The 26,312-nt window shown below is 48.6% G+C and carries 21 protein-coding genes and 1 pseudogene; 3 read left to right on the forward strand and 19 right to left on the reverse strand.

Translation table 11 applies throughout. From position 1 onward, the window contains the following. Positions 1–92 precede the first annotated feature (92 nt). Positions 93–1,349, forward strand: coding sequence for a glycerophosphodiester phosphodiesterase family protein (locus tag NBZ79_RS16970; RefSeq protein WP_251933750.1), 1,257 nt, complete (start codon positions 93–95; stop codon positions 1,347–1,349). A gap of 10 nt (positions 1,350–1,359) precedes the next feature. Here the strand turns inward: NBZ79_RS16970 and putA are convergent, their stop codons facing one another. From putA to NBZ79_RS17010, 9 genes and pseudogenes are all read right to left on the reverse strand, one after another. After that, positions 1,360–5,058: a bifunctional proline dehydrogenase/L-glutamate gamma-semialdehyde dehydrogenase PutA gene (gene putA, locus NBZ79_RS16975; protein WP_251933752.1), complete on the reverse strand. Its 3,699-nt coding sequence runs from the start codon at positions 5,056–5,058 to the stop codon at positions 1,360–1,362. 187 nt (positions 5,059–5,245) lie between these two features. Further along, a complete protein-coding gene (locus NBZ79_RS16980) occupies positions 5,246–5,464 on the reverse strand; it encodes a hypothetical protein (RefSeq protein ID WP_251933754.1) in 219 nt (72 codons plus the stop codon). Positions 5,465–5,530: 66 nt separating this feature from the next. Continuing rightward, positions 5,531–5,623 (reverse strand): annotated as a pseudogene (locus NBZ79_RS19765) (hypothetical protein); the annotation flags it as partial. A 241-nt stretch (positions 5,624–5,864) separates the two neighbouring features. Further along, positions 5,865–7,412 carry an acyl-CoA carboxylase subunit beta gene (locus NBZ79_RS16985; RefSeq protein WP_251933756.1) on the reverse strand — a complete coding sequence of 516 codons (1,548 nt, stop codon included), beginning with the start codon at positions 7,410–7,412 and terminating at the stop codon, positions 5,865–5,867. Positions 7,413–7,493: 81 nt separating this feature from the next. Continuing rightward, positions 7,494–8,537, reverse strand: a complete 1,044-nt coding sequence (locus NBZ79_RS16990; protein WP_251933757.1) for an adenylate/guanylate cyclase domain-containing protein — start codon at positions 8,535–8,537, stop codon at positions 7,494–7,496. Positions 8,538–8,540: 3 nt separating this feature from the next. Continuing rightward, positions 8,541–8,900 (reverse strand): group I truncated hemoglobin, encoded by a 360-nt coding sequence (locus NBZ79_RS16995; protein WP_251933759.1) that lies wholly within the window; start codon positions 8,898–8,900, stop codon positions 8,541–8,543. A gap of 192 nt (positions 8,901–9,092) precedes the next feature. Next, complete coding sequence (locus tag NBZ79_RS17000) at positions 9,093–10,028, reverse strand: homoserine O-acetyltransferase/O-succinyltransferase family protein (protein ID WP_251933761.1); 936 nt, start codon at positions 10,026–10,028, stop codon at positions 9,093–9,095. Between the two features lie 38 nt (positions 10,029–10,066). Next, entirely contained in the window at positions 10,067–11,362 is a 1,296-nt protein-coding gene (locus NBZ79_RS17005; RefSeq protein WP_251933762.1) for an O-acetylhomoserine aminocarboxypropyltransferase/cysteine synthase family protein, read from the reverse strand. 39 nt (positions 11,363–11,401) lie between these two features. Further along, on the reverse strand, positions 11,402–12,223 hold the full coding sequence (locus NBZ79_RS17010; RefSeq protein ID WP_251933763.1) for an alpha/beta fold hydrolase: 822 nt from the start codon (positions 12,221–12,223) through the stop codon (positions 11,402–11,404). Between the two features lie 276 nt (positions 12,224–12,499). Between NBZ79_RS17010 and NBZ79_RS17015 the strand changes: the two genes are divergently transcribed. Next, the gene (locus tag NBZ79_RS17015) at positions 12,500–15,829 is read left to right on the forward strand and encodes a PAS-domain containing protein (RefSeq protein WP_251933765.1); all 3,330 of its coding nucleotides are present in this window, start codon (positions 12,500–12,502) and stop codon (positions 15,827–15,829) included. After that, complete coding sequence (locus NBZ79_RS17020) at positions 15,819–16,538, forward strand: response regulator (RefSeq protein WP_251933767.1); 720 nt, start codon at positions 15,819–15,821, stop codon at positions 16,536–16,538. The genes NBZ79_RS17015 and NBZ79_RS17020 overlap by 11 nt, the downstream gene beginning before the upstream one ends. A 26-nt stretch (positions 16,539–16,564) precedes the next feature. Here NBZ79_RS17020 and NBZ79_RS17025 read toward each other — a convergent pair whose 3' ends face one another. From NBZ79_RS17025 to NBZ79_RS17070, 10 genes are all read right to left on the reverse strand, one after another. After that, a complete protein-coding gene (locus NBZ79_RS17025) occupies positions 16,565–17,437 on the reverse strand; it encodes a pirin family protein (protein WP_251933768.1) in 873 nt (290 codons plus the stop codon). 14 nt (positions 17,438–17,451) lie between these two features. Further along, entirely contained in the window at positions 17,452–18,234 is a 783-nt protein-coding gene (locus tag NBZ79_RS17030) for a 3-hydroxybutyrate dehydrogenase (protein WP_251933770.1), read from the reverse strand. A 35-nt stretch (positions 18,235–18,269) separates the two neighbouring features. Continuing rightward, on the reverse strand, positions 18,270–20,045 hold the full coding sequence (locus NBZ79_RS17035; protein ID WP_251933771.1) for an SLC13 family permease: 1,776 nt from the start codon (positions 20,043–20,045) through the stop codon (positions 18,270–18,272). Continuing rightward, a complete protein-coding gene (locus NBZ79_RS17040) occupies positions 20,042–20,431 on the reverse strand; it encodes a nuclear transport factor 2 family protein (protein ID WP_251933773.1) in 390 nt (129 codons plus the stop codon). The genes NBZ79_RS17035 and NBZ79_RS17040 overlap by 4 nt, the downstream gene beginning before the upstream one ends. A 20-nt stretch (positions 20,432–20,451) precedes the next feature. After that, a complete protein-coding gene (locus NBZ79_RS17045; RefSeq protein WP_251933774.1) occupies positions 20,452–21,783 on the reverse strand; it encodes a mechanosensitive ion channel family protein in 1,332 nt (443 codons plus the stop codon). Between the two features lie 30 nt (positions 21,784–21,813). Beyond that, complete coding sequence (locus NBZ79_RS17050; RefSeq protein WP_251933776.1) at positions 21,814–22,539, reverse strand: ABC transporter ATP-binding protein; 726 nt, start codon at positions 22,537–22,539, stop codon at positions 21,814–21,816. Continuing rightward, entirely contained in the window at positions 22,526–23,290 is a 765-nt protein-coding gene (locus NBZ79_RS17055) for an ABC transporter ATP-binding protein (RefSeq protein ID WP_251933778.1), read from the reverse strand. The genes NBZ79_RS17050 and NBZ79_RS17055 overlap by 14 nt, the downstream gene beginning before the upstream one ends. Beyond that, positions 23,290–24,174 carry a branched-chain amino acid ABC transporter permease gene (locus tag NBZ79_RS17060; protein ID WP_251938100.1) on the reverse strand — a complete coding sequence of 295 codons (885 nt, stop codon included), beginning with the start codon at positions 24,172–24,174 and terminating at the stop codon, positions 23,290–23,292. The genes NBZ79_RS17055 and NBZ79_RS17060 overlap by 1 nt, the downstream gene beginning before the upstream one ends. Further along, positions 24,174–25,037, reverse strand: coding sequence for a branched-chain amino acid ABC transporter permease (locus NBZ79_RS17065; protein ID WP_251933779.1), 864 nt, complete (start codon positions 25,035–25,037; stop codon positions 24,174–24,176). Before NBZ79_RS17065 ends, NBZ79_RS17060 begins: the two co-directional genes overlap by 1 nt. Positions 25,038–25,125: 88 nt before the next feature. Next, positions 25,126–26,271: an ABC transporter substrate-binding protein gene (locus tag NBZ79_RS17070; protein WP_251933781.1), complete on the reverse strand. Its 1,146-nt coding sequence runs from the start codon at positions 26,269–26,271 to the stop codon at positions 25,126–25,128. Positions 26,272–26,312 lie beyond the last annotated feature (41 nt).

Consider the following 26,312-nt stretch of genomic DNA (forward strand, 5'->3'; position numbering starts at 1 on the left):
AGGGCAATTATTCAAGCTGTCGTAAAAGTGATACCTCGCCACAGCAATTTCGTTCTAAGCTTAATTTGTTGCTCATGCAGAAGGAAAATTAAATGCCCCTCACCCGTACAGGAGTATTGCTGTCCACACTTCTTGGATGCCTGGTTGTTCTGTCTCAAACCGGATATCTGACCGAAGTAAATGCAGCTGAAGAACCTGTTCATTTAGGCCCTCGTCCCCTTTACCTGATCGACGACATGGATCCAAGCCCACTCAAAGAGCAGCTTTTGCAGTGCAAGACCGGGCCATTTTTCACATCGGATTTCTCTATCGGCCATCGCGGCGCTGCCCTTCAGTTTCCTGAACATACTAAAGAATCATACTTGGCGGCCGCCCGAATGGGTGCCGGTATAATCGAATGTGACGCTACTTTTACGAAAGACAAGGAACTTGTCTGCCGCCATTCCCAATGTGACCTGCATCTCACAACAGATATCCTCAGTAAGCCGGAGCTGGCAGCAAAATGCAGCCAACCCTTTAGCCCCGCAGATGGCAACGGCGTAAAAGCTTCCGCTAAATGTTGCACATCAGACATCTCGCTTGCCGAATTTAGGACTCTCCGAGGAAAGATGGACGGTGCCAACGCACAGGCGGCGACCGTTGATGAGTATCTGAAAGGAACAGCCAACTGGCGGACGGACTTGTATGCGCCCAAGGGAACATTGATGACGCATAAGGAAAGTATCAAGCTAATTAACGAACTTGGATTGAAATTTACACCAGAGCTAAAATCCGCCTCTGTTGCCATGCCTTACAATGGCAATTTCAGCCAACAGGACTATGCCCAATCTCTGGTAAATGAATACAAGGCTGCAAAAATCGACCCCTCCCGAGTATTCTTGCAGTCGTTCGATTTGAACGATGTCCTTTACTGGATTGAAAATGAGCCGGAATTTGGCAAACAAGCTGTATTTCTTGACAGTCGCTACAGAGGAAATGCCATAAATCCCAGGGATCCAAGCACATTTCAGCCAACGATGGCAGAGCTCCGTGACAAAGGTGTGAAAATAATTGCCCCTCCATTATGGATGCTACTAGATTTGTCAGACGACGGTGCCATTATCCCGTCCGCTTACGCACTCGAAGCAAAGAAAGCCGGGCTGAATATTATTACTTGGACATTAGAGCGATCTGGCCCTCTTGAAAATGGTGGTGGCTGGTACTTCAACACAGTTAAAGAAGCCATCAATAACGACGGGGATATGATGGTTGTCCTACATATCTTGGCGCAAGAGGTTGGTGTAATGGGCGTTTTTTCCGACTGGCCCGCCACAACAACATATTACGCAAATTGCATGAAGTTGAATTAGGCTTATGAATTCAGCCTTCCGTTGCTGCCAATAAAGCTGTATTCCCACCGGAGGCAGTTGTATCAATGCAAATGGCTCGCTCAATCACATAATCTTGCCATATGTCACAATCTTGGATCAGCGGAAGGAGCGCACCAGGTCGCCTGGATAAAGCAATCCGGATGTCACGTATTTCAGAGCCGTTTTCTGAAAGCGCTATTCCTGCAAGAGGGGACATGCATTCTACTAACTCGGGCGTAAGGTCTGCATCCAAAATCTGTACTAAATTGTCCGGCACCTCTAATGCCAGCAATGCCTCTTTATACGTCACAGCTTCTTCTGACATTTCCAGCAATATGACAGCATTTCCTGTAAGCAACGCCACCGAAGCATGGGCCAATGCGTTGTCACCGCAACAAAGAATATTTCCACGTCCGTACAAAGATAGCCTGTTACTCTCACCAGTCGGTCCCGTAAGGTTTTTTGGAGACGGATCATAGTCTTTCGACGTGACCAGAACTTTTTGCATGATCTGCCCTATCTCACTTTGCGGAGTCAGTGCTATTTCTTCCAAAACCTGTCGACGATCTAACCGGTTTTGCCACTCCAGTTGAGCCCGTGCCGATTTTTCAAACATGTTCCAGACATATTCTCTATTTGGAGAAACTGCCTTAGAGGAATTGAACGGGTTCGACAATGCAATGGGTGGCTTTCCAGTCATAAACCGGCGTAAATAATGTGGCCCGCCTGCCTTTGGCCCTGTCCCCGACAACCCTTCGCCGCCAAAAGGCTGTACACCGACAACTGCCCCAATTTGATTGCGATTTACATAAAGGTTACCCACATGTGCGGCATCACAAACCTCCTGAACACGCGTATCGACACGGGTATGAATGCCTAAAGTCAACCCGTAGCCTGTCGCGTTAATCTGATCCACGACTTTCGAAACATTGTCGGCGGCAAATGTTATGACATGCAGGACCGGTCCAAATATTTCTTGCTTTAATGCATCAATGCCATCAATTCGATAAACGGCGGGCCCAACAAATGTGCCGTCAGTTAGATCTTCCGGAATCTCGAGTTTTTTGATAAGCCGCCCTTCCTCCTCCAATTTTTGGCAATGCGCATCAATCACTGCTTTGGCATCAGTATCAATAACCGGGCCCACATCAACGGCAATATCCCATGGGTTCCCTATAACTAATTCGTCCATGGCCCCTTTTAACATTTCAATCAATTTGTCGGCGATATCCTCCTGAAGATACAAAACACGCAAGGCAGAACATCTTTGACCCGCACTTTGAAAGGCAGACGCGATGATATCTCGCACCGCTTGTTCAGGTAGTGCGCTGGAATCGATAATCATCGCATTCAAGCCACCTGTCTCAGCGATAAGAGGTGACTCCGGCGCCGCATTATCGGCCATCGCGCGATTAATAATCTGGGCGGTCGCGGTGGAGCCGGTAAAACAAGTCCCCTTGAGGTCAGGATGCGAAACCAATTGAGCTCCAACGGTGGCACCATCGCCGGGCAGGAACTGTAGAACCTGGGTCGGTATACCTGCTTCATACATTAACTGCACGGCCCGGGCTGCAATCAAAGGCGTCTGTTCTGCCGGCTTCGCCAGTACTGGATTTCCTGCAACCAAGGCCGCGACAACTTGACCCGTGAAAATCGCCAGGGGGAAATTCCAAGGAGATATGCACGCAAAGACACCCCGGCCCCGATGATTTCCTTGATCGATTTGCTTGCGTGCACGCATCGCGTAGTAGCGACAAAAATCGGCCGCTTCGCGGACTTCTGAAATACCATCGAATACAGACTTCCCTGCTTCACGGGCAAGTAAAGCCATAAGTTCAACACGATTTTCTTCGTAAAGATCCGCGATTTTTTCAAGAATATTGGCTCTTTCCTGAACCGGTGTTTCACTCCAATTTTTCTCAACGCTTAACGCGCAGGCCATCGCATCTTCAACTTGTGTAACGGTTGCCCCCTGACAACGGCCAACAATATCGGACCGTAACGCAGGGTTAGATATGTCGTAAGTATTCCCCGCCAGCTTTTCACAATCAATAGACGGATATGCTTCCCATTGATGATTTTCAAAGGTGTTTTTAAGCGTCTCCAGATCGTGTAGCACAGAAGAATCTGCGAAATTGATACCTAGTGAATTTCGTCGATTATCGCCATATAGGCTGGCCGGTACAGGGATGGCTGAATTTGGTATATAGGGATAATCAAAGACTGCGGACACCGGATCTCGGACAACCTCTCGAGCCGGAACATCCGTGTCCAGAACTTGGTTTACAAAAGAACTGTTTGCACCATTTTCAAGCAAGCGCCTGACCAGATACGCCAGCAGGTCTTCATGAATACCGACAGGTGCATAAATCCTGCAACGCGTTTTACGCTGCCTCATAACGAGATCATGCAACCCTTCCCCCATCCCGTGCAGGCGTTGAAATTCATAGGACCCTTCTTCCGCTGCCATCGATAAAATAGCACTGACAGAATGCGCATTATGGGTCGCAAACTGAGGGTAAATATGGTCCGTCATACCGAGGAGTTTTTTAGCGCAAGCAAGATAACTAACATCTGTAGAAGCCTTGCGGGTGAATACAGGATACCGCTCAAATCCATTTACTTGGGCGAGTTTTATTTCCGTATCCCAATAGGCTCCTTTTACCAGCCGAACCATTATTCGGCGATCGAGATCCATCGCCAACTTATATAACCAATCGAGGACGTAACTGGCTCGTGGACCGTATGCCTGTACGACAACTCCAAAGCCGTCCCAACCGGCCAAATCCGGATTGGAAAGAACGGCTTCTATCACATCAAGAGATAAATCAAGACGGTCTGCTTCTTCGGCATCAATATTAAATCCCATGTTGGCGTTCTTTGCCTGAAAAACCAGACTGGAAAGGCGCGGAACGAGCTCACTCATTACCCGATTTTTCTGGGTATATTCATACCTCGGATGGAGTGCAGATAGTTTAACTGAAATTCCCGGATTGCTTCGAATATCAGAGCTTGTACATCCTGCTGACAAGCTTGAAATCGCTGTTGAATATGCCATAAAATATTTTTGGGCATCAGCAGCAGTTCGAGCCGCTTCCCCCAGCATATCATAGGAGTAGGTATAGCCCTTATCTTCCATCCCCCGCGCCCGCGCCCTCGCTTCGTCAATATTTCGTCCCAGAACGAATTGGTGGCCCAAAACTTTCATCGACTGGCTTACAGCCTTACGGATGACGGGTTCACCTACACGCTTGATCACACGACGGAGCTGAATACCAATATCCCGATCACTATTCGCGATGGGGTGAATTACCTTTCCCGTTAGCATGAGCCCCCAGGTAGATGCGTTGACAAGAGGTGAGGCGGAATTACCGAGATGTTTACTCCAATCCGCCGGCGCAATTTTATCACTGATCAAAGCATCTATGGTGATGTCGTCCGGAACACGTAACAATGCTTCGGCCAGGCACATCAAGGCGACCCCTTCCTCGGAGGTCAAGCCGTACTCACTCAAAAAGGTTTCCATTACCCCGGGATTGTTGGCACGGCGCAATTCCTCAACAAGATCGGCTGCATCCTCCACAATTGCTGCTCGGGCGGCAGCATCCAAACCCAACCCTTTGGCCAATTTCAAAACTGTATCCGTTTCGTCTGCAAGGTAGGCGCGACAAATTTTATTGCGGAGGGATTTGGTACCCGATTGAGCCATAAGAACTGCTTTCATCAACAAGAAAGAGAATAGGGCTATTATACTGGAAAGATATCAGTCTTAGTTCCTTATTTTTTCAATTAATATAGTTTTGTATCTCTATATATACTTAAAAACAGAACTTATTCCTAGTTTGTCGTGTTTTTTCAGGAAAATTGATTAATCTACCGGACTGCCAATTACTTTCTTAAATTTCGTCAATAAATTCGCATGTGACAAATAGCATATTAACAACTTTCCCATCTTCAGAAAGCGGCATAATGATATCTTCTGTGGCTTTGAATTCGGAGTTTTTTCCAATGTAGGGCGTTTGTCCAGCTAGCGGTTGATGAGATTCCACGACCTTGACGCAATTGTTAAAAATCTTGCTTGTGGGACCTTGACCTTTAAAATCAAGCTCACGCATTGTTTTCCCTGTGTTATCTGTATGTAGCATCTGCAATGTCACCTTCGTGCCGACAAGACGATACCTGAAATCTAAGGGCTCCGTTAGCACGTCCAACAGAATAATGTTCGGAAGAAATGATAACATATCTGCAGGCGACATATCTGCACGGGACGGCATGGCACGCGCACCACGCTGCCGCTCCCAGTACGCGAGGGATGAAATGTTAATCGGACTTCTTAGGCAAGCATCCGAATATAACGAGCCAGCCAGGGCCTTATTCAATTTGGGCCCGGCCGCCGCTATTTTTGCGCGTAAATTTCCATGTCATACAACCTGATTTACGCGTGATTTCCTAATAACTACTTAAATCTATTAAAGGAAACACTCATAATAACGAGAATTCGCCCAAAACAGTTGATTAGGGGCGGATTCCGAAGGAAGAAACGCCTGTTTTACGTAGGGGAGCCGCCATTTCGGCAAAATCACAGAGAATCTTTCGCGTATCCCTTGGGTCGATTATTTCATCTATCAAGAACCGCTCCGCCGATCTGAATGGGGAACGCAGTCGGTTCAGCCGCTCTTCAATTTCTTCCAATTTCTTTTTTGGATCGTCAGAAGCAGCCAAATCAGCTTTATAAGCGGCTTCAAGACCACCGGCGATAGGTAGCGAACCCCAATCACCTGATGGCCAGGCATAACGCAAGTTGAAGCGGCCGGAGTTCATGTGCGCCGCGCCGGCAACACCATAGGTTTTCCGGACAATCATTGCGCACCAGGGAACAGTTGCCTGGAATATTGCAGTCATCGCTCTTACACCATGACGGATGGTTGCCTGGTCTTCAGCTTGGCGGCCCACCAGAAACCCCGGGATATCAACCAAGTGTACGACCGGCAGGTGAAATGTTTGAACAAGATCTACAAACCGTGTCACTTTCTGTGACGCATCTGCGGTCCAAGCCCCGCCATAGTGATAAGGGTCGCTGGCGATGATTGCCACAGGCCAACCGTCGAGGCGTACAAACCCAGTGATAATTGACCGGCCCCACCGCTTTCCAATCTCGAAAAAGCTTCCTTCGTCGACAACGGATTCAATAATTTTCCGCATTTTATACACTTTACGTGGATCCCGCGGGATTGCCTCTATGAGGCTTTCATCCCGGCGGTTTGGATCATCGGTGCATTCCGTTCTTGGCGGAAGGTCGTACACAGACGAAGGCAAATACGAAAGAAATCGCCGGGCGCGCTCAAAAGCCTCTTCTTCAGTTTTTGCTTCGTCATCTACCGCACCATTGCGCGTATGGATATCCGAGCCGCCAAGTTCGTTTTTTGTAAGCGTTTCACCGGTACGGGCAACTACCGGTGGGCCTGCAACAAACATCTGTGAGGTTTCCTTGACCATGACTGAATAATGACTGGCGGCAACACGCGCGGCGCCCAAACCGGCCGTGGATCCCAAGGCAAGAGCAACCACCGGAACCTTTGCCAGATTATCAACCATAACTTCCCAGCCACTAACAGCAGGAACATAAGTCCGCCCCTCTGTTTCAATGGTTTTAACCGATCCGCCGCCACCGGTTCCATCGACAAGCCTGATCAACGGCAATTGCAAACTGTTTGCCATATCTTCGACATGTATCAATTTTTCGCGTATTCCGGCATCATTCGCACCGCCCCGAACTGTAAAATCATCTCCTGCAACGACGACCCGTTTTCCATTTACGCGCCCACGGCCAGTGATCAGGTTCGCCGGCTGTAAATCCAGAAGATTTCCGTCCGCATCATATTCCGCTTTACCGGTGACGGATCCAACCTCTTCGAAGGAGTCTGGGTCCAGCATTTTGTCAATTCTGTCGCGAACCGTCAGCTTTCCAGCATTCACATGACGAGCAATCTTTTCCTCGCCACCCATTTGTTTCGCGAGTTCTTGACGACGCTTAAGTTCTTCAACTTCTTTTACCCAGCTCATGAAATTCCCTTTTTGTTTTTATTATTTGGAAGAGTGGTCATATCTACATTAATCCGATCTACACAGGTTGATCGATCAAATCTACAAGACCCCTTTACGACTGTCTCTGATTTTATAAATATCCTGATCGTCAAAGCCTCGAATCTTGCGCGTTCCGCCGGATTCGATAAGAAATTGCTCGTTCAGGGCGTCTTTTACCGGACCATTGATCGTAATTTCCATAGCCTCTGAACATTCTTGTAGGCGCGATGCCAGATTAACCGCCGGCCCAAAGATGTCATATACGTATTTTTGAATTCCAACGACTGACCCGACAACCGATCCGGACGCAATTCCGATCCGACATCGCCATTGGTTTGGATGCCCCTGGTTACGGCGATCCAGATATCTTATGAACCTCAATGCCGTATTTGCAACGGCACGGGAATGATCGGGTGTGGGATCTGGTAACCCGGCCACGGTAATATACGCATCCCCAATAGTCTTGATACGCTCACAGCCAAACTGCTCGCCAATTCGATCAAAGGCACTGTAAATATCATTGAGTTCGCTGACCGTAACACTTGGGTCTGCTGACGCAGCCATTTCCGTAAAGCCGACGAAATCCAGCATAAGGACAGAAACCGGGTCATAGAGTTTCGGTGTAACAACTCCGAAAGTTTTAAACTCCTCATAAACAGACCGCGGCATCATGTTCAACAAAAGTTTCTCTACCTGCTCCTTTTCCCGCTTGATCTCACGTGTGTTGCGCTCAACCATCATGGAATAGGAATCAATCATGGATTCCATTTCGCGGATACGAGATATATTTTGGCACACAAGGACGATAAAGGCCCCCTCAGCTTCTGTTGTCAGCGTAAAATCCGCTGCAAAAATCATCGTCCTGCGTTTTTTTCGAAAATTCAATTCTGCGGTAAAGCGCTTTTTGGCGAGGAGTTGCTCGCGAAGCTCCTTCGCATCAAATTCGGGGAGCAATTTCGGTAGCGTATCCTGCTCGGGTTGGGGTGCGAACCAATCAACAAAGGTGTCATTTTGAAAACGAAAGCTGAAATCATCCGCATCCAGAAGCGCAACACCTACGCCAATGGCCCTTAGCAGTTGCTCATTAATTGCTGCAATAGACATGTTTTATCCTACTATAATCCCACGCCTGGCTTCCAATTCACCCATAACGGTTTCTGTATCATCTTCAGCAAAACCGTGATCCAAGAGTGTCTTTGCCAAAACGGCTTTCATTTCATCCAAATGTTCATTTTTGATATCAAGATGCGTATGGAGCTGTTTTAAATGGTCGTCCGAATATGAGGAAGGGCCACCCAACAATGATGCAATGAATTTCGTTTGATGGTCCACAAGCTTACTCATTTCTGTATCATCAAAAAACGGCCCGATTTCATCGCTATCGAGCAAACGATCATAGAAATCCAAGACAACTCGGCTTACAGCTGAAAACCCGCCATATTTTTCAAAAAGTGTTTGATCAGCCATCGTACTAAGTTCCTTGTTTGTTGCAGCTATGTTTTTCTTAACGGGAGATCACAAAAGAAAGGATAATATCCCATTATTACTATGTCGAGTGTTTCCTATATTTCTCAACAAACCATTGTTCGGTCGACTTCTTACTACAAATTCTCCAACATTATGTAGACAACGCTTCTTACGCGTCATTATCTAATGTTTTTACGCTACTCGTATCTTGGTTTTATCAGACATAATTCCATTTACCTGCTCTGCAGGCGTGAGCGTTTCCGCACGAACAATATCAAGCCAGTTCGAGTAGAAAGTCTGTCCCTGATGTTCCCAGGGTGATGGCGACACTTTATCCGTGTTTGTTTTCAAATATTGATAATCAGGTTTTACAGGTGACAAACCCTTTGCCAAATCGCGTTGGAATTCGACGTTCAAGCTATCCGCCTCATATTCAAAGTGATTCAGAATGAACGTCTGCTTCGCAAGCGGATCTTCCAGTATCGCCGGCCCGGCTGTTGCCGACCCCGCGACAATTTTAACCGAAGGCAAGCGAAACAGGTCGCTATAATCCACTGCCGAATGACGGGAGATCGGCATTAAAAGCGTATCCGTCAAACCGCGAAGCAAATCCGATGCCGTCTCGAATACATCTTGAATTTCAATGCCAAAGGCTTTTTGCGGGAGGTCTATCTTTGCCACATTGTGAAAATGAAACAAAGCGGCATGAGCGGCCCAGCAAACAAAAACTGCCGGTACTTTATTTTTGGAGATTATACTCAAGACATCTGCCATTTCAGTCCAGTAATCAACATCTTCAAAACGAAGTTTTTCAACCGGCGCGCCCGTTACAATAATACCGTCCAATCCAATGATTTGCTGTTCATCGATAAGGTCGTAATGTCGGCGCAAATGATACTGACCGCTTGTCCGGCAAACCTGATCGTTCATCCGAAATAGTTTGAGCGACACATTAAGGTCATCCCGGCCTAACCGTCGGGCAAATTGCCGTTCTGCAACTTTTTTGTCGGGCATTAGGTTTAGGAGCCCGATAACCAAGTCCGACTTTACAGGCCCCTCAAAAACCACCTGGCCTTCCTCACGGAGCTGATGGGCGCAAGGCAATCCTTTATTTACACAAATTGGCATGTTTCTGCTCCTACAGATATGAAGTGATCAACAACAATCTAGGCACTCGTTTTTTCAAGCGCCTGTGAGACATCCGCAAGAATGTCATCAATATGCTCGATACCGACAGAAAGGCGGATGTAACCCGGTGTAACACCTGCAGCCAGTTGCTGGTCTGGCGTCAATTGCTGGTGTGTTGAGGTGGCGGGATGAAGCGCAAGTGTTCTGGTATCGCCGATATTGGCGACGTGATACACCATCTCAAGTGCATCGATAAAACGCAAACCCGCATCCCGTCCGCCTTTAATTTCGAAGCCGACCAATCCACCAAAGCCTTTTGGCATATGCTGATCAGCCCATCTCTTCTTCACACCTTCCATTTGGGAGGGATGTATGACAGTTTCCACTTTGTCATTCTGTGACAAATAATCAGCGACAGCCTGGGCATTCTTTGTATGCTCTCGCATGCGAAGTGGTAGTGTTTCCAATCCTTGAATGAACTGAAATGCATTAAACGGGCTCATGCAGGGCCCCAGATCACGAAGCATCGTTACCCGCGCTTTGATAATATAGGCAACTGGGCCCATTGGCTTGGTGGCTTCGGTCCATATGGCACCATGGTAACTTGGATCTGGCATGGTCAACATGGGAAATCTGTCAGCATGCTTTTCCCAGTCAAATTGGCCGCCATCAATGATCATTCCGCCGATGGAGGTGCCATGCCCACCAATAAATTTCGTTGTTGAGTAGACAACAATATGCGCTCCAAAATCAAAAGGGCGGCATAATATGGGCGCCGCTGTATTATCCATAATGAGCGGAACACCAATTTCTTCAGCTATGGCTGCCACATCAGATATTGGGAAAACCTGCAGTTTCGGATTTGGCAATGTTTCCGCATAATACGCTCTTGTCCGTTCATCAGTCGCTCGCCGAAAGTTCTCAGGATCCGTTGGATCAACAAAACGAACTTCAATACCCATCGTCTTGAATGTGTTGGCAAACAGGTTCCAACTCCCGCCATATAAATCAGTCGAGCTGACAATATTGTCGCCGGTCGCTGCAATATTCTGGATGGAAAGCGCTGTCGCAGCCTGACCGGAACTCACCGCCAATGACGCAACGCCCCCTTCCATAACGGCCATGCGCTGTTCGAGTACATCTGTGGTGGGGTTTCCAATCCGGCTGTAAATCGGGCCAAGTTCTTGCAGGGCGAAACGGGCGCAAGCCGTTTCCACATCAGGAAACTGGAAAGACGTCGTCTGATGCATTGGGACTGCAACAGAGCCTGTTGATGGATCTCCTCTAAAGGAAGCATGCAGTGCAATGGTTTCCGGATTTGTATAATTTGTCATCTCAAGTCCTCGCTTCTGAAATTATGGTGATTATGTCCGCTATGCGACCCAACGCAGGGCTTCGACGCCGGTTACCCGGTATTGCTCGACTTCCAGCATATGATGGAAAATTCTAGGATTGACCCATTCGCTGGCATCCACAGGTGCCATATGATCAAGACCGGGCATCAAGGCCAGCTTGGCATTCGGTATCACTTGCGCAATCATGCTGCTGATCTGTTGGGTCACCTCGCGCGATTCCAAGCCAACCATCATCATGGTGGGAACATCTATTATAGCCAAATCTTGCAGGGTTACTGTTTCTTCAAAGCTCCGCACAAAATTCTGTGCAACTGCGTCTATTTTCGAAACGAATTTTTCCCGCGCAGTAGTTGGCAACTGCTGCCAAGTACCTTCGCCGTTCCAGTAGTCGATGAATGTCGCCATCCCGGACTCGGGTGTGTTCATGGCAATGGCGTTCTGTAGGCTTTTTGCAACCGCCTCCATTTCACTAACGAACTTCTGGTTTTGATCTGTCGTGTTACGTAACAGGCAAAAAAGTACAGGCTCATACACCGTCAAACTGACAAGCAGGTCAGGGCGTAAGATCGCAACTTTCATGGCAACCGCTCCACCATAAGAATGACCAACCAGATGTACAGGCTGACCCAGCTCTTCGATTTCCTGGATGATCGGATCCGCATCCGCGGCGAAACCCTTTTGCGATCCGGTGGCCGGCCTGTCCCCATATCCTGGAAGATCAGGTGTGATGACATGAAAGCGATCCTCAAGAATTTCACAGAGAGACTGCCATTGCTTTGAAGAAGAGGCAGAACCATGCAGGGCCATTACGGGTGCAGTTGTAAAATCTGTGTAGGTCATCTTGTCGCTCCATGCGGTTAAGTGCTTGTGATCCTAGTTTTCCTCTTTTCTTGTTTCAGTTCTTTGTCTGAAAAACAGGTTTAATGCTTCAATTGTTATTTTCCAAAAAACACATAAAAACACATAAAATCACTTTATTTCTGTGATTTTGTGGGTTTTATGTGGTTTTATGTTGGCTATTTCTGAAACAATTGAAACAAAACTGCTTCTATTAGATAATCGATTGAAACAGAGTTGCGCTAAATTGAAATCATGAATGGTATCGAACAAATGTTAATGTCCACCGCAAGTCAACAGACGCCAACCACCTCTTTTGCGTCATTTACGGCTGAAGGGGTGATTATTGCTGCAGCTCATGATTTCGACCAGTTGTTGCTGAACGGATCAAAAGCAGATACGCGCGCTGCTGTCCTGGAAGCCTATTTAAAACAGCTCGATCACTTCGATCAGGAAGAATTTACCCCAACAGCAGCAACCCTTAAATCAGCTTCGGAAAAATGGAGTGACGAACATTCTGCAGCAATCGAAGCACGGTTGGCGAACGGCGAATGGCGGCTTCTTTCCAGTTATTCCACACCTGATGGCGGCAGTGTTCTATTGAGCGTTGATATAAACAAGCAGAAATGGGAGAGTGAATTTTCAGAGTTCATGCTGCAAAACAGCCCCTTGCCTGTTTGGGCGAATGATGCGGAAACCGGGGCGTTACTTTACGCGAATACGGCAACCCATACCCTTTACAGGAAGGCAACCGCGGATGACAGCGAAAAGGGCTTTAAGAAGTTTTTCGCCAAAAGTAACGAAGACCCCTCTTTCAGGACCCTGATGAAAACCGGATATGACGACAATTACACCTTTGTTACAAAGAATGCCGGTGGTGAAGAACTTTGGTTCAGCGGCGCCGCGCGTATTCTTCAATCCGGTGAAAAGGATATTATTGTCACAACAACACAAGACGTTACGGACAAGAAACGTCAGGAAGAAGAAATCAACAAAGCAAAGGAAATTCTGTCCGACGCGATTGAAAGCTTGAGCGAAGGCTTCGCTCTTTACGATGAGGATAGCATCCTTGTTATGTTCAACGACAAATATCGCGAAATGAACTATGGGGTGAGTGATCTTCTTGAGCCGGGATTGAACTGGGAAATACTGGTGCGAGAAACGGCTAGAAGAGGCATATATGCCGATGCCATCGGCAGGGAGAATGAATGGGTTAACGAGCGGCTGGAAAATGGTGCCGAATTTATTCAGAATTTCGAGCTTTGGCACGCCGATGGAAATTGTTATACGGTCTCGGTACATCCAACCAAGCTTGGCGGCTTTGTCGTGACACGCACGGACATAACCGCTGAGAAACAGGCCGATGAAATGCAGCGCGAGGCAGATGTTCTTTTGCATAAAGTGCTGGAAGCATGCCCAGCGAATGTTCTTATGGCTCGGATAGGCGACGGCAAAATAATCTATCGATCGCCCGCCGCCCGGGAACTTTTCGGCAGCACAGAATCCACAAAAGATCATTATGTATATCCCGAAGACAATGCAGATTACCTGACCGATTTGCTTCCAACCGGCAGAATTGATGATTTTGAAACATTGTGTATTCGCCCGGATGGCACGCACTTCCCCGCAGCTATTTCTGCGCAGGTAATTGATTATCGCGGCGAAGACGTGATTGTTTCCAGCACCATTGATTTGACAGAGCAGCTTGAAGCACGCCAGGAAATATCTTCGGCGGCCAAACGCCTGACCGATGCCATCGAATCTCTGGATGAAGCTTTCGCGTTGTTTGATTCAAACCATGCATTGGTTACTTATAACGCGCTCTATCTTGATTCTAATAAGCCGTTAAAGGATATTCTCAAACCCGGCGTGAATTTTGAAGAAATCCTTTATGCAGCCGAGAACCAGGGCCGTCAGGAAGATATTGAACCCTTTATCCGCGCCTACGAAGACAGTAAGGAAACCGGGCAAGTACGCGCGGAACGGCGGGATATAGAGGAAGAAGACGGACGAATTTATTCGACATCCATCAATCCAACGTCAGAAGGCGGATTTGTCGTAACGCGCCTGGATGTAACGATGCAAAAGGAGATGGAGGCAGAACGACGCGCAGCAGATGAAGTTGTCCGCCTGGTTCTCGAGGCCTGCCCGGTTCCGCTTCAGATGATCAAATTTGACGATGGCGAATTATTGTTCCGTAGCCCTGAAACAAGATCTTTGCTTGGCGATCCCTCTTCCTCCCGATCCTATTTTGTCGACCTCAATGCCTTTGATTCCTACCGTGAGGAGCTTCAAAAGAAAAAATTTGTGAACAACTATCGGATCGAATTGTACAACGCCAAGGGAGAGCCGTTCTGGGGAGCAATTTCCTGCCGCCTCATCGACTTCAGAGGAGAAGAGGTCATCGTCGCAAATACCCGCGACCTGACGGAAGAACTATCCTTACAAGAGGAATTGGCGAGACAGCGGGAAATCTTGTTCCAAAGCGAAAAAATGTCGGCATTGGGCGAGCTCCTTGCGGGCGTTGCCCATGAACTGAACAATCCTCTGTCTATCATTGTCGGGCATTCCTTGATGATGCAGGAAGAAGTAACCACACCCGGAACGGAGCGGCGTGTCGATATTATCAGTAATGCGGCACAGAGATGCGCGAAGATTATCAAAACTTTCCTTGCAATGGCCCGGCAAAAGCCAGCTGAAATGCAGGATATCGATATGAATATGGTCATCGCCAGCGCCCTGGATGTTACTGATTTTGCCTCTGGTAACGGTAGCATGGACCTTGAACGTGATTTGATGGAAAATTTGCCACTGGTCAATGCCGATGCGGACCAAATAACGCAAGTGGTTGTTAATCTCGTCATCAACGCGGAGCAGGCCATTACCGCCAGCGGCAAGCCGGGTCAAGTAACACTCAAAACTTCCTATAATCCAGGAACTTCTGAAGTGATTATCCGTGTTGCTGACAATGGCCCCGGTATTCCGGAAGCCATATCCGCACGCATTTTTGAACCGTTTTTTACGACCAAGGAAATCGGCCAGGGAACGGGGATTGGGCTAGCTTTCTGCCATAGGATATTGGAATCCCATGGCGGTAGTATCACCGTTAAATCAACTGAAGGACTTGGAACGGAATTTACTCTACGTTTGCCCGCAAAATCAGGGCTCGTAAGTGCATTGTCAGAGTCACTGGAAGTTAATCGATCTGCGTCAACCTGTTCCATTCTGGTTGTAGATGACGAAGCAGACGTCGCCGAACTCATGCAGGAGATATTGGCTAAGGAGGGGTTCGAGGTTCACACTGCTGAAGATGGGAATGATGCATTGGAGAAATTATCCAAGGAAACATACGATCTGGTTTTGAGTGATTTGAACATGCCCGGCCTCGACGGCAAGGGTTTGTATGAACAAATCAATTCCCAATATCCTATCCTTGTGGACCGGGTCGGGTTTATTACAGGGGATACAATGAGCGAGGACGCGCAGCGCTTCTTGAAGCACGCACAAAGACCAAGCATGGAAAAACCCATCAACCCTCGTGAGCTGAGAAACCTCGTTTACGATATGCTAGAGGAGATCGGGGAACCGGTGAAGAAACATGACAATTGAAAATGCCCATATTCTCGTCTGCGACGACGAAATCGATGTCCGGGAAATGCTCAAGGAGTATCTCGAAAAACGCGGCTTTAAAGTGAGTGAGGCGGGTAATGGGATTGAATTGCGAGAAGTTCTTGAGAAAGAAGAAATCGATCTGATATTGCTGGATATCAATATGCCTGGCGAAGATGGTCTTTCAATCTTGCGATCTATCAGGGCCGAAAAGGATATTTGTGTCGTCATGCTAACCGCCGCAGGAGAAGTGGTTGACAGAATAATCGGCTTGGAAATGGGAGCAGATGATTATTTAGGGAAACCCGTTGATTTAAGGGAGCTCGAAGCACGAGTTAAAGCGGTTCTACGCCGCCGCGAAAGCAACGAAACTTCGTCCGCCAAGTCGCCAACCAGCAAAACGGCAGCCTTTGGAGAGTGCCGTCTCGATCTGGAAGCCGCAAAACTCTTTGGCGGTGATGGCCTGGAAATTGCGATTACAGCCATGGAGTTCAGTTTGCTAAAGGTATTCGCAGAAAACCCAAAACGTGTCCTCAACCGCGATCAAATTCTGGAGCAAGCCCATGATCGGGGCTGGGATCCTTTTGATCGCAGTGTTGATATCCGGATTTCCCGTATCCGCCGAAAAATTGAGCCGATTCCGGAAAAACCTCAAATCATCAAAACCATCCGGGGCATTGGTTATCTCTACGATCCAGAAGCTGCCTGAAAATATTGTACCTGCTGAAGTGAAATCTACTCCGGGAGAGGCACGAAATCTGTTTCCCCGGGGACCCTATCATATTGCTGATCTCGCCACTCTTTTTTTGCCTGCTCAATGCGAGATTGGCTTGTCGAAACAAAGTTCCAATACATAATTCTTGGTTCATGCAGGGCATCTCCGCCCAGGACCGCAATGACGCTCGATTTTCGAGCCAGCAGCTCAATCTTCGGCTTATTATTAAGAACGGCAAGTTCACCTGCGGCCACAAGTTGGGAATCAATCTCGACCTCACCCAAAACAACGTAAACAGCAGCCTCATCATAATTCGGCTGCAGGCGCAAACTGCTCGCAGCATTTAATGAAATGTCTGCGAAGAAAAGCCGCGTAAAAGTAGATACCGGTGATTGCTGACCAAAGAGTTCCCCGGCAATAAGCCGTCCTGTCCATCCTTCACCCGCGATCACCGGCAAAGCCTGTTTGGGTGTATGAACAAATGCAGGTGCCGTTTCTTCACGGTCTTTGGGAAGCGCAACCCACAACTGCAACCCGTTCAACTCCTGATGAGAGCTTCGTGCTAGCTCGCCGCTACGTTCTGAATGAACGATGCCTCTGCCAGCCGTCATCCAGTTCACATCGCCTGGTAAAATCTCTTGTAACGACCCCAAACTATCGCGATGCAGGATTGACCCCTCATATAAATATGTCACCGTTGCAAGCCCGATATGAGGATGCGGCGGAACATCCAGTCCCTGCCCGGCAGCAAGGATGGTTGGCCCCATATGATCCAGAAAGACGAATGCTCCGACCGAACGTCGCTTTGCCACTGGCAGCAGGCGTCGGACGGTCAAACCACCCAGCTCCTTTTGTTTTCCAGAAATTATCCGTTCAACGCTTCCTTCGGTCATGGGATCTCTTCGGGCTATTGGGCCGTCCAGCCACCATCGATAGACTGCAGGCTACCTGTTATATTTTCAGCCGCATCACTACAAAGAAACATCGCCAATGCGGCCACCTGCTCAATTGTTGCAAACTTTTTGGTCGCCGCCGCTGCCAGCATGACATCGTTAATCACTTCTTCTTCCGTCATTCCCCGGCTTTTGGCGGTATCAGGAATCTGCGCTTCGACCAAGGGTGTCCAAACATATCCGGGGCAAATGGCGTTTACCGTGATATTGTCTCGGGCAACTTCCAGTGCCGCCGTTTTTGTCAGCCCAGCAACTCCGTGCTTTGCCGCCACATAGGCTCCCTTGTTAGGCGACGCGACAATGGCATGTGCAGAGGCAGTGTTTACAATTCTACCCCATCCCCGTTTTTTCATTAGCGGGATCGAAAACCGCATGCTGTGAAAAACAGAGGATAGGTTAATTGCAATAATGGCATCCCATGTTTGCGGTGGATATTCTTCTATGGGGGCAACAAATTGTATACCAGCGTTATTCATGAGAATATCAACACCGCCGAATTCAGCATCAGCGGTATTGATCAAGTCTTCAATTTGATCCGGTTTCGTCATATCGGCATTGTGATAGAGGCAGGTTATACCGTTTTCTTCCGCCAATGATTGGCGAAGCGTTTCAATCTCCGCTGCATCGCCAAAACCGTTAATCACCAGATTACAACCTTTCGCTGCCAGGGCACGGGCATAGCCCTCGCCAATCCCGGAAGTCGAACCTGTGATTACTGCCACTTTATCTTTCAACATAACGTCTCTTTTCTCAATATTTTAAGTTCAGGCGCCTAGAGGGGCCAGAAAAACAAGATGGCAGGAACCGCCACTGCGATAACCAGTATCTCCAGAGGGAGGCCCATACGCCAATAGTCGCCAAATTTGTATCCACCTGGCCCCATGATCAATGTATTATTTTTATGGCCAATTGGTGTCAGGAAAGCGCAAGACGCCGCAACAGCAACGGCCATGAGGAACGGATCGGCACTAACACCCAGCCGATTTGCAATATCAAGGGCAATGGGGGCTCCGATCACCGCTGTCGCTGTATTATTGAGAACATCCGACAACGTCATCACAACAAGCATCAAAACAAACAAAACCGCCATGGTCGACAGACCAGATGTTAAGTCAACAATACCTCCTGCGATCAACGCGGTTCCGCCAGACGCCTCCAGCGCCGCACCCAGCGGTATCATGGAGCCCAGCAAAACAATCACCGGCCATTCCACCTGATGATAAACTTCCTGTATGGGGACAATATCGAGCGCGACATAGGCGACCACGACAATCGCCAAAGCAACCGCCAGATATAACCCCCCAAAACTTGCAACGGCAATCGCCGCTGCAAATATTCCGGTAGCGAGCCAAGCCCGCCGATATTGCGTAACAGACAAGCCCCGTTCGGCTAGCGGCAACGTACCAAGCCACTGCGCGACCGCCGGAACCCGATCACTTGGTCCCAACAGCAGTAAAATATCCCCCGCTTCTATATCGAGATGCCGGACACGGTCTCGGAATTTCTTTCCTTGCCGCGAAACACCCAGCAGGGTCACGCCATGACGAGATAAAAGTCGCAGAGAAATTGCCGACCGCCCTTCAATACGGGAGTCTTTTGGCACAACGACTTCACTGAGGACCATACCCCCAGAGGCTGTTTTCTCGTGGCGTTTTTCACCGTCAAATTCCAGCTTCAATGCACCACGAAACTGGTCAATGGCTTTCGGGCTGGCGTCGACAACCAACAAGTCTCCAGCACGAATTTCCACGTTTCGGGCCTGTCCGGCCAATCGTTTATGACGACGGACTAGTCCAACAACCGCCACATCATTATCATCGGCTGTCCCATCAAGATCCCGAACCAGCATTCCAATAGCTGGGGATTCCTCAGGCACAACCAGTTCTGCCAAATATCCTTCCAAATCCAGCAACTCGCCGGTCGGACTCTTTGCATCCCGAATACCAGGTATCAGCCGCCATCCGATGATGGCAACAAAAAGAATGCCAACAATTGCACAGACAAGACCCACAGGGGCGAAATCAAACATTCCAAAAGGCTCGCCCAAAGCCTCTTCACGGTAAGAGGCGATAATGATATTGGGCGGTGTGCCGATCAATGTAATCAAGCCGCCAAGAATAGTGGCGAAGGCGAGAGGCATAAGCGTCAGGCGCGGCGCCCGCTTTGCTTTGGCGGCCGCCTGCAAATCCACGGGCATCAACAACGCCAGCGCGGCAACATTATTCATAAAAGCAGAAAATATTGCGCCAAGTCCGCTCATGGCTGCAATATGACCGGACAGTTTTAAATCAAGGGCCGTCAATTTTCGGGTGATAAGATCAACAGCACCGGAATTCACCAGCCCCCGGGAGACGATCAATACCAGTGCAATAATCACAGTGGCCGGGTGCCCAAATCCCGAAAACGCCAGATTAGTCGGCACCAACCCGAGAACCAGCGCAATAATCAGGGCGACGAACGCTACCAAATCGTATCGCCAACGCCCCCAGATCAACATTGCAAAGACGATACCGAAAAGCGAGAAGAGTAATATTTGATCCGTTGTCATGCAGGTTTCTTCAGCATAGCAGCCATCATCTGATGGATTAAATTGACCGCTTTCAAAGGCCTGACCATCACCTTGAATTCCGTAATTCTTCCGTCCTCACCCCAGGTGATTATATCAACGCCGTTCAATGTAATACCGTCAATAACCGTCGTGAATTCGAGGACGGCTTCCCGCTCACCAACAACTTCACGAACATAGGAAAATTCATCCGAAAAAAGAACATGAAACGCTGCAGTCAGATACATTTGTGTAATCTGCTTGCCCCGTTGCGGCGTATGGACGACAGGGGAATGAAAGACAACATCATCGTGAAGTAAGTCGTCCAGGCCCGCCGGATTATGGGACCTGACCAGGTCGTGCCAGGTTTTAAGAGTATTTTCGATCATTTAGTATACTTTCGTCCCCGTTAAGAATGCGATGGATCTTGATTAACCATTTCCACCCGTACGTCACGCTGCGGAAAGGGTATACCCACACCGGCCTCTTTAAATGCTTGCCACAGTTTCACCAAAACTTCGCTGGAAACATTTCGGCAGCCAGATTCCGGGTCGGCAATCCAGAACCTTAATTCAAGATCAATAGCACTGTCTCCAAACCCACGCATCAAACATTTCGGAGCTGGATCTTTCAGCACTCTGGAAACCTCGGCGGCAGTCGCTTCAATAAGCGCAATGGTCTTGGGTATATCGGCGTCATAGGCGACCCCTATGGGAACCCGCAAACGTACATTCTTCGAGCTATAGGACCAGTTGATAACCTGTTGCGTAATTAAATCTTCATTGGGGATCAGGTATTCCATGGAATCCCGTGTGATTACGGACGCGTATCGTGCTCCCATGGTATGAACACGACCATATGTGGCGCCAACTTCAATCACATCACCCGGTTTTATGCTGCGATCGAGCAACAAAATAATTCCGCTGATGATATTGGATACGATTTTTTGCAGGCCAAAACCAATGCCGACACCAAGCGCACCACTAAAAACCGCAAAGGCCGTAATATTGATACCGGAATTGGATAATATGATCAGGATTGCAGCTGAAACCAATCCAACTCGGATTAATTTCGACGTCAGTACCTGAACCGAAGGTGTGAGCGCTTTGGATTTATTTACGCGTGCTTCCAAAAATCGGGAGAGGCCAAAGGTTATCCAGAAAACAACGATACCAGCAACAATTGCTTTTGCTATTCCAAGCATGGAAATTCTGGTTTCACCCAGATTGAAGGCAAGTCCATTTAAGAAAACCAGAGTTGGTTCGAGGAGTTCAAGAATACTAAGAGCTGTGATTATCCAAATACAAATGGCAACTAACCTTGCCCAAACCTTATTCTCAGCAAGGCTGGTCACGATATTAATCAGGATCCAGGCGCTCAACAAAGAACAGGTAACACTCAGGATAACGGAAGGTGGTCCGACTCCTTGAAAAATCGCAAGAATGACAAATTCGATAATCAGCCAAAGAAGAGGCAGGGCGAGTCCCGACAGTATTTCAATGGCCCGGAAAAAAGGAGATTGAGGCTGGAAATTACCGGTTAATGATTTTAACCCTGCCTGAACACGCCCTTGTGCAAAATAGGCAATGCAAAAACCAATGAGGACAACCGCGACCTGCGCAAGTACATCAACATCGGTGCCATGCTCGACAACCCGATCCCACCCCGACAGTAAATAGTCTCGTATTTCCTGAAAATCCATCCCAGGAAGCTTAACTTGATCCGCTCGGGATTCAAACACTTAAAGAGGGGTCTTTTTGCGGATTTGCAGTTAATTCCCGTCTGTTGTCGTTTCTGCAAGGCCGAGAAATGCGTCGAGAAGTTTTGGGTTCGCTTTGGCGTCCGCCGCTGACCCTTTCCAAACTGTCTTTCCTGATTCCAGCACACAGACATCTTCTGCAACTTCCAGGGCGCGCGCCGTATTTTGTTCAACAAACAGCAACGTAATCCCCTCGCTTCTCAAACTGTCCAGCGCCGAATAGCACATATCAATCACCTTTGGCATCAAGCCAAGAGAGACTTCATCGATCATCAGAAGTCTGGGTTTCGCCATCAATGCCCGGCCAATTGCCAACATTTGCTGCTCGCCACCGGACATTTTCCCGGCGAACTGATCAGCTCTTTCGGCCAGCCGGGGGAACAAGTCAAATACACGCTCCCGGTTTCCTTTTTCTTCCTCTTTGGGCCGTGAATATCCACCAATGGTCAAATTTTCAACAGTCGTCAAATCCGGAAAAAGCCGTCGGCCCTCCGGTGCGACGGCAATACCCATATGTACACGCTGCCGGGCTGGAAGATGGGTAATATCCTCACCGTCAAACAATACGGATCCTTGGCTGACCTGCACATGACCCGCTATGGACATTATCGTTGATGATTTACCAGCTCCATTTGGCCCCATCAAGGCAAACACACTGCCTGCCTCAACAGTCAAATCGAGATTATCCACCGCCGTAAATTCACCATATCCACAGGCAAAACCCTTAAGCTGCAGCATTGTCACCCTCCTCGCCCAGATAGGCGCGGCGTACAATGGGGTCTTTCATAACGACCTCCGGGGCGCCATCTCCAATTTTCCGACCATTATCCTGAACCACCAATCTTGTACAGATACGCATTACTTCGCCCAGATTATGCTCAATTAGGATAATGGTCATATTATCGCTTTGCAGGTCCTGTATGGTATCCGCAAGTTTTTCAGCTTCCGCATGGTTCAAACCAGCCAGAGGTTCATCCAGTAGAACGACGTTTGGATCGAGTGCCAAAGCCCGGGCGACTTCCAGGCGCTTCAAATATCCGAGTGAAAGATTGGCGGGTTCGGCGTTTGCCGCGTCGGCTATGCCCACACGGTCCAATATTTTGAGCGCTGTTGCCCGCTCTGCCCGTCTATCAGTCTTGAAAAGGGCGGCAAGCGGATTAGCTGTTTTCCGGTAGCCGGCAGCCAGAGCTACATTATCGAGAACGGTGAGATTATGAAGTGGACGTACTAATTGTTGGGATAGCCCCATACCCTTTCGGATCCGTGCATGTATGGGCATGCCTATCAGCTCCTGGCCCATGAGCTGGATACTGCCTTCTTGCGGTGTCACGACGCCGGTTATGGCCCGCATCATGGTCGTTTTTCCGGCTCCATTCGGCCCGATAAATCCAAGAAGCTCACCTTCGTCAAGATGGAAAGTAACATCGTCAATTGCCGTTACACCACCAAACCTTACAGTCACATTTTTAATGTCCAGTAATCTTGCCATTATTGCACCCCTTCCATTTTAGAAGATTTTTCGGGCCGGAAGCGCGACCACAGTTTCTGCGCAATTTCAGCGATACCGCCTGGGCTAAATCGCATAACGACAAATAACAGCCCGCCATATACCAGTAGTTTGTAGTCATCAATAAACTGGAACCATTGCGGCAACAAGCTAAGGACAATTGCCGCGAAAACAACTCCCCAGACAGAACCAATACCACCGATTACCACCATGGACAGGATCGAAATGCTTTCAATAAAACCAAAGCTATCCGGATCGATAAACCGGATATGATGTGCATAAAACGCCCCGGCAACGCCAGCAAGCGCTGTTCCCATGGCAAACGCAACCAGTTTGTAGCGGGAGACGTTGAGACCGAGAACCCGTGCCGTATCCTCATCCGCCGCAACAGCGTCAAAAACGAAGCCAAGCCACGATCGCTTTAAGTAGAGGCTATAGATAATTGTGAGGCCGGCGATCAAGAGCGTCAGCGCCATAAAGGCGGTTTTACCAAGCCCTATATCCGGGATACCGGCAATCCCCATCTCACCTCCAACGAAATCCCATTGCCCGACAACTCCCAAAAACAGAAATCCTGCGCCCATGGTTGTGATCGCGAGAAAGTCATCTCGTACCCGAAGCGACGCAAGACCCACAATAAGACCGAACACGGTGCTCAGGACAGCGCCAGAGACGACAGCAAAAGCAAAAGGATAACCTGCTTTGGTCATCAAGGCTGCGCAATAGGCGCCAATCCCGTAGAACGCAGCGTGCCCCAGGCTAATTTGACCGCAAAAGCCAGTGATAAGGTTCAAGCTAAGCGCGACTGTCACTGCAATTCCAACAGTCGTTAGCAGTGTGATTTCATAAGCACCCAATCCGAACATCACGCAGCCTTTCCGAACAGGCCCTGTGGGCGCACCATAAGAACAAGAATAAGAAACGCGAAAGCGATGGCGTCACGATCCAGATATTCCCCAAGGTAAATTGTGCCAAAAGCTTCGATCACACCGAGTGCAAGTGCTGCAATCAAGGTCCCGCGAACATCGCCCAGTCCGCCCAGAACAATAATCGCCAAAGCTTTGTAGCTGGGAACGGACCCCATTGTCGGCTCTACCAGATTGTTGAGAAGCGCGACCATCACTCCGGCGGCGGCGGCCAAAGCCGATCCGATAAAGAAATTCACGTACCGGACCTTGATTGTATCAATACCAAAGGATTCGGCCATTTCCGGATCGGTTACGGTTGCTTTCCACGCGGTCCCAAACCTACTTTTACCGGCGATTATGGCTAATCCACCCAGCAGAAAAATAGCCCCAAAAAACATCAGGATCTCAGCTGCCTTAAAATTCATGGCTAGGACTGCGATATTTTCCTGCAAAGGCGGATTGTCAAACGACAAACCAAAGGGTCCGAAGACTATTCGGAATATTTCCTCCATGGCGATAAAAAGCCCGATGGAGGCAATCAGGGCAACAAATGGCGGCTTATTTAAAATCGGTTGATAGCAAAGCCGGTATATTGCCATTCCGATCAATCCGACAGACACCATTGAAACAGCAAGCGCCAGGGTAAAGCTTCCCATTTGGTTAGTGATCAGCACACCAAAATATCCACCCAGTGTAAAAAGGCCTGCATGCGCAACATGCAGTATGCGCAGCAACCCGTATACAAGGGTCAGTCCGACCGCGATCAGGGCATAAATACTTCCCTGTATAAGGCCCTGCGATAACAGATCTACAAACAGCATCTACCCGCCCTCCGACAGCGTCGTAGTATCAAGTGAAAAGTCGGAAAAGAAAGAAGGAGAAGACGAAATCTTCTCCTTCTGAAGGGGTCTAGTTGGTTGGCGGAGCCAGTAGTTTCTCATCGCTGATAATAGCGTAATGATGCCAGGCACCATCTTTCACGACTTGAACTTGAACATCTTTTTGAACCTCACCAAGATCGTTAAATGAGATAGTCCCCGTCGACGCAGTCAGGTTTGTCTGTGCAATGGCGTCACGAAGAGCGGCGGCGTCACCAGTGCCGGCTTTCTTCAACGCATCGACTAAAACTTTAATGGCTGTATGACCAGAAGCCGCGACCATATCCGCGCTGTATCCGGCCTTCTCTTCAAAGGCCTTGATGAAATCCACAGTCTCGGCAGATTTGGAATCGCGATCCAGTGATGTCGTAATTATCACGCCTTCCGCGTCAGCTTTCGCAATCTTGATGAATTTTTCCGAGTCATAGCCTTCCTGGCCAATAATTGGGGCGGTTATTCCAGCCGACCTTAGTTGGCTCACCAGTGGTCCTGCTGTAAAGAAATAGCCCGATGCGTAAATAACATCTGGGTTGTCAGACTTCACCTTTGTGACAATCGGGCCGAACTGACGGTCCTTGATTGAGTATTCATACTCGTTTACAACGTCAACGCCGAAATCACCTGCTTTTTCTTTAAACCCTGCCGCCAGCGATTTGCCAAAATCGTTTTTGAGAGTAATGACAACAGCTCGTTTCTTGCCCAGGATATCGCCCGCGAGTTTTGCGCCCGCACGCCCCTGAACTTCCCCAACGAACGATGTCCTAAACACATAATCACCAGATTTTGTTATTTCAGGATGTACTGCATATGCAGCGATGTATGGGACACCCGCACTTTGGAAAATACCTGCAGCCGCCCGTGTCGCGCCAGAGTAACTTCCGGAAACCGCGGCAACGACTTCGTCTTTTTCAATAAGCTTTGTTGCTATGGGAACCGACTGTTTTGGAGAGGCTTGATCGTCATATACGACCAGTTCAATCATCTTGCCGTTAATTCCACCGGCGGCGTTTGCTTGCTCTACTGCCAACTCAGCGCCGACTAGAGCCGACAAGCCGTCCGCCGCGGCGAAACCAGTTTGTGGCACATTCATTCCGATTTTCACAGTATCGGCCCATACTGCAGTTGCTGCTACGCTCATAATAAGGCCAAGAGCCAGCCCTTTAATTTTTGGTGTCATTGATTTTTACTCCCCGATTGCATTTGTATATACACATTAGG

Origin of the sequence: Sneathiella marina (genome assembly GCF_023746535.1) — a bacterium.
GTDB classification, from domain to species: Bacteria; Pseudomonadota; Alphaproteobacteria; order Sneathiellales; family Sneathiellaceae; genus Sneathiella; species Sneathiella marina.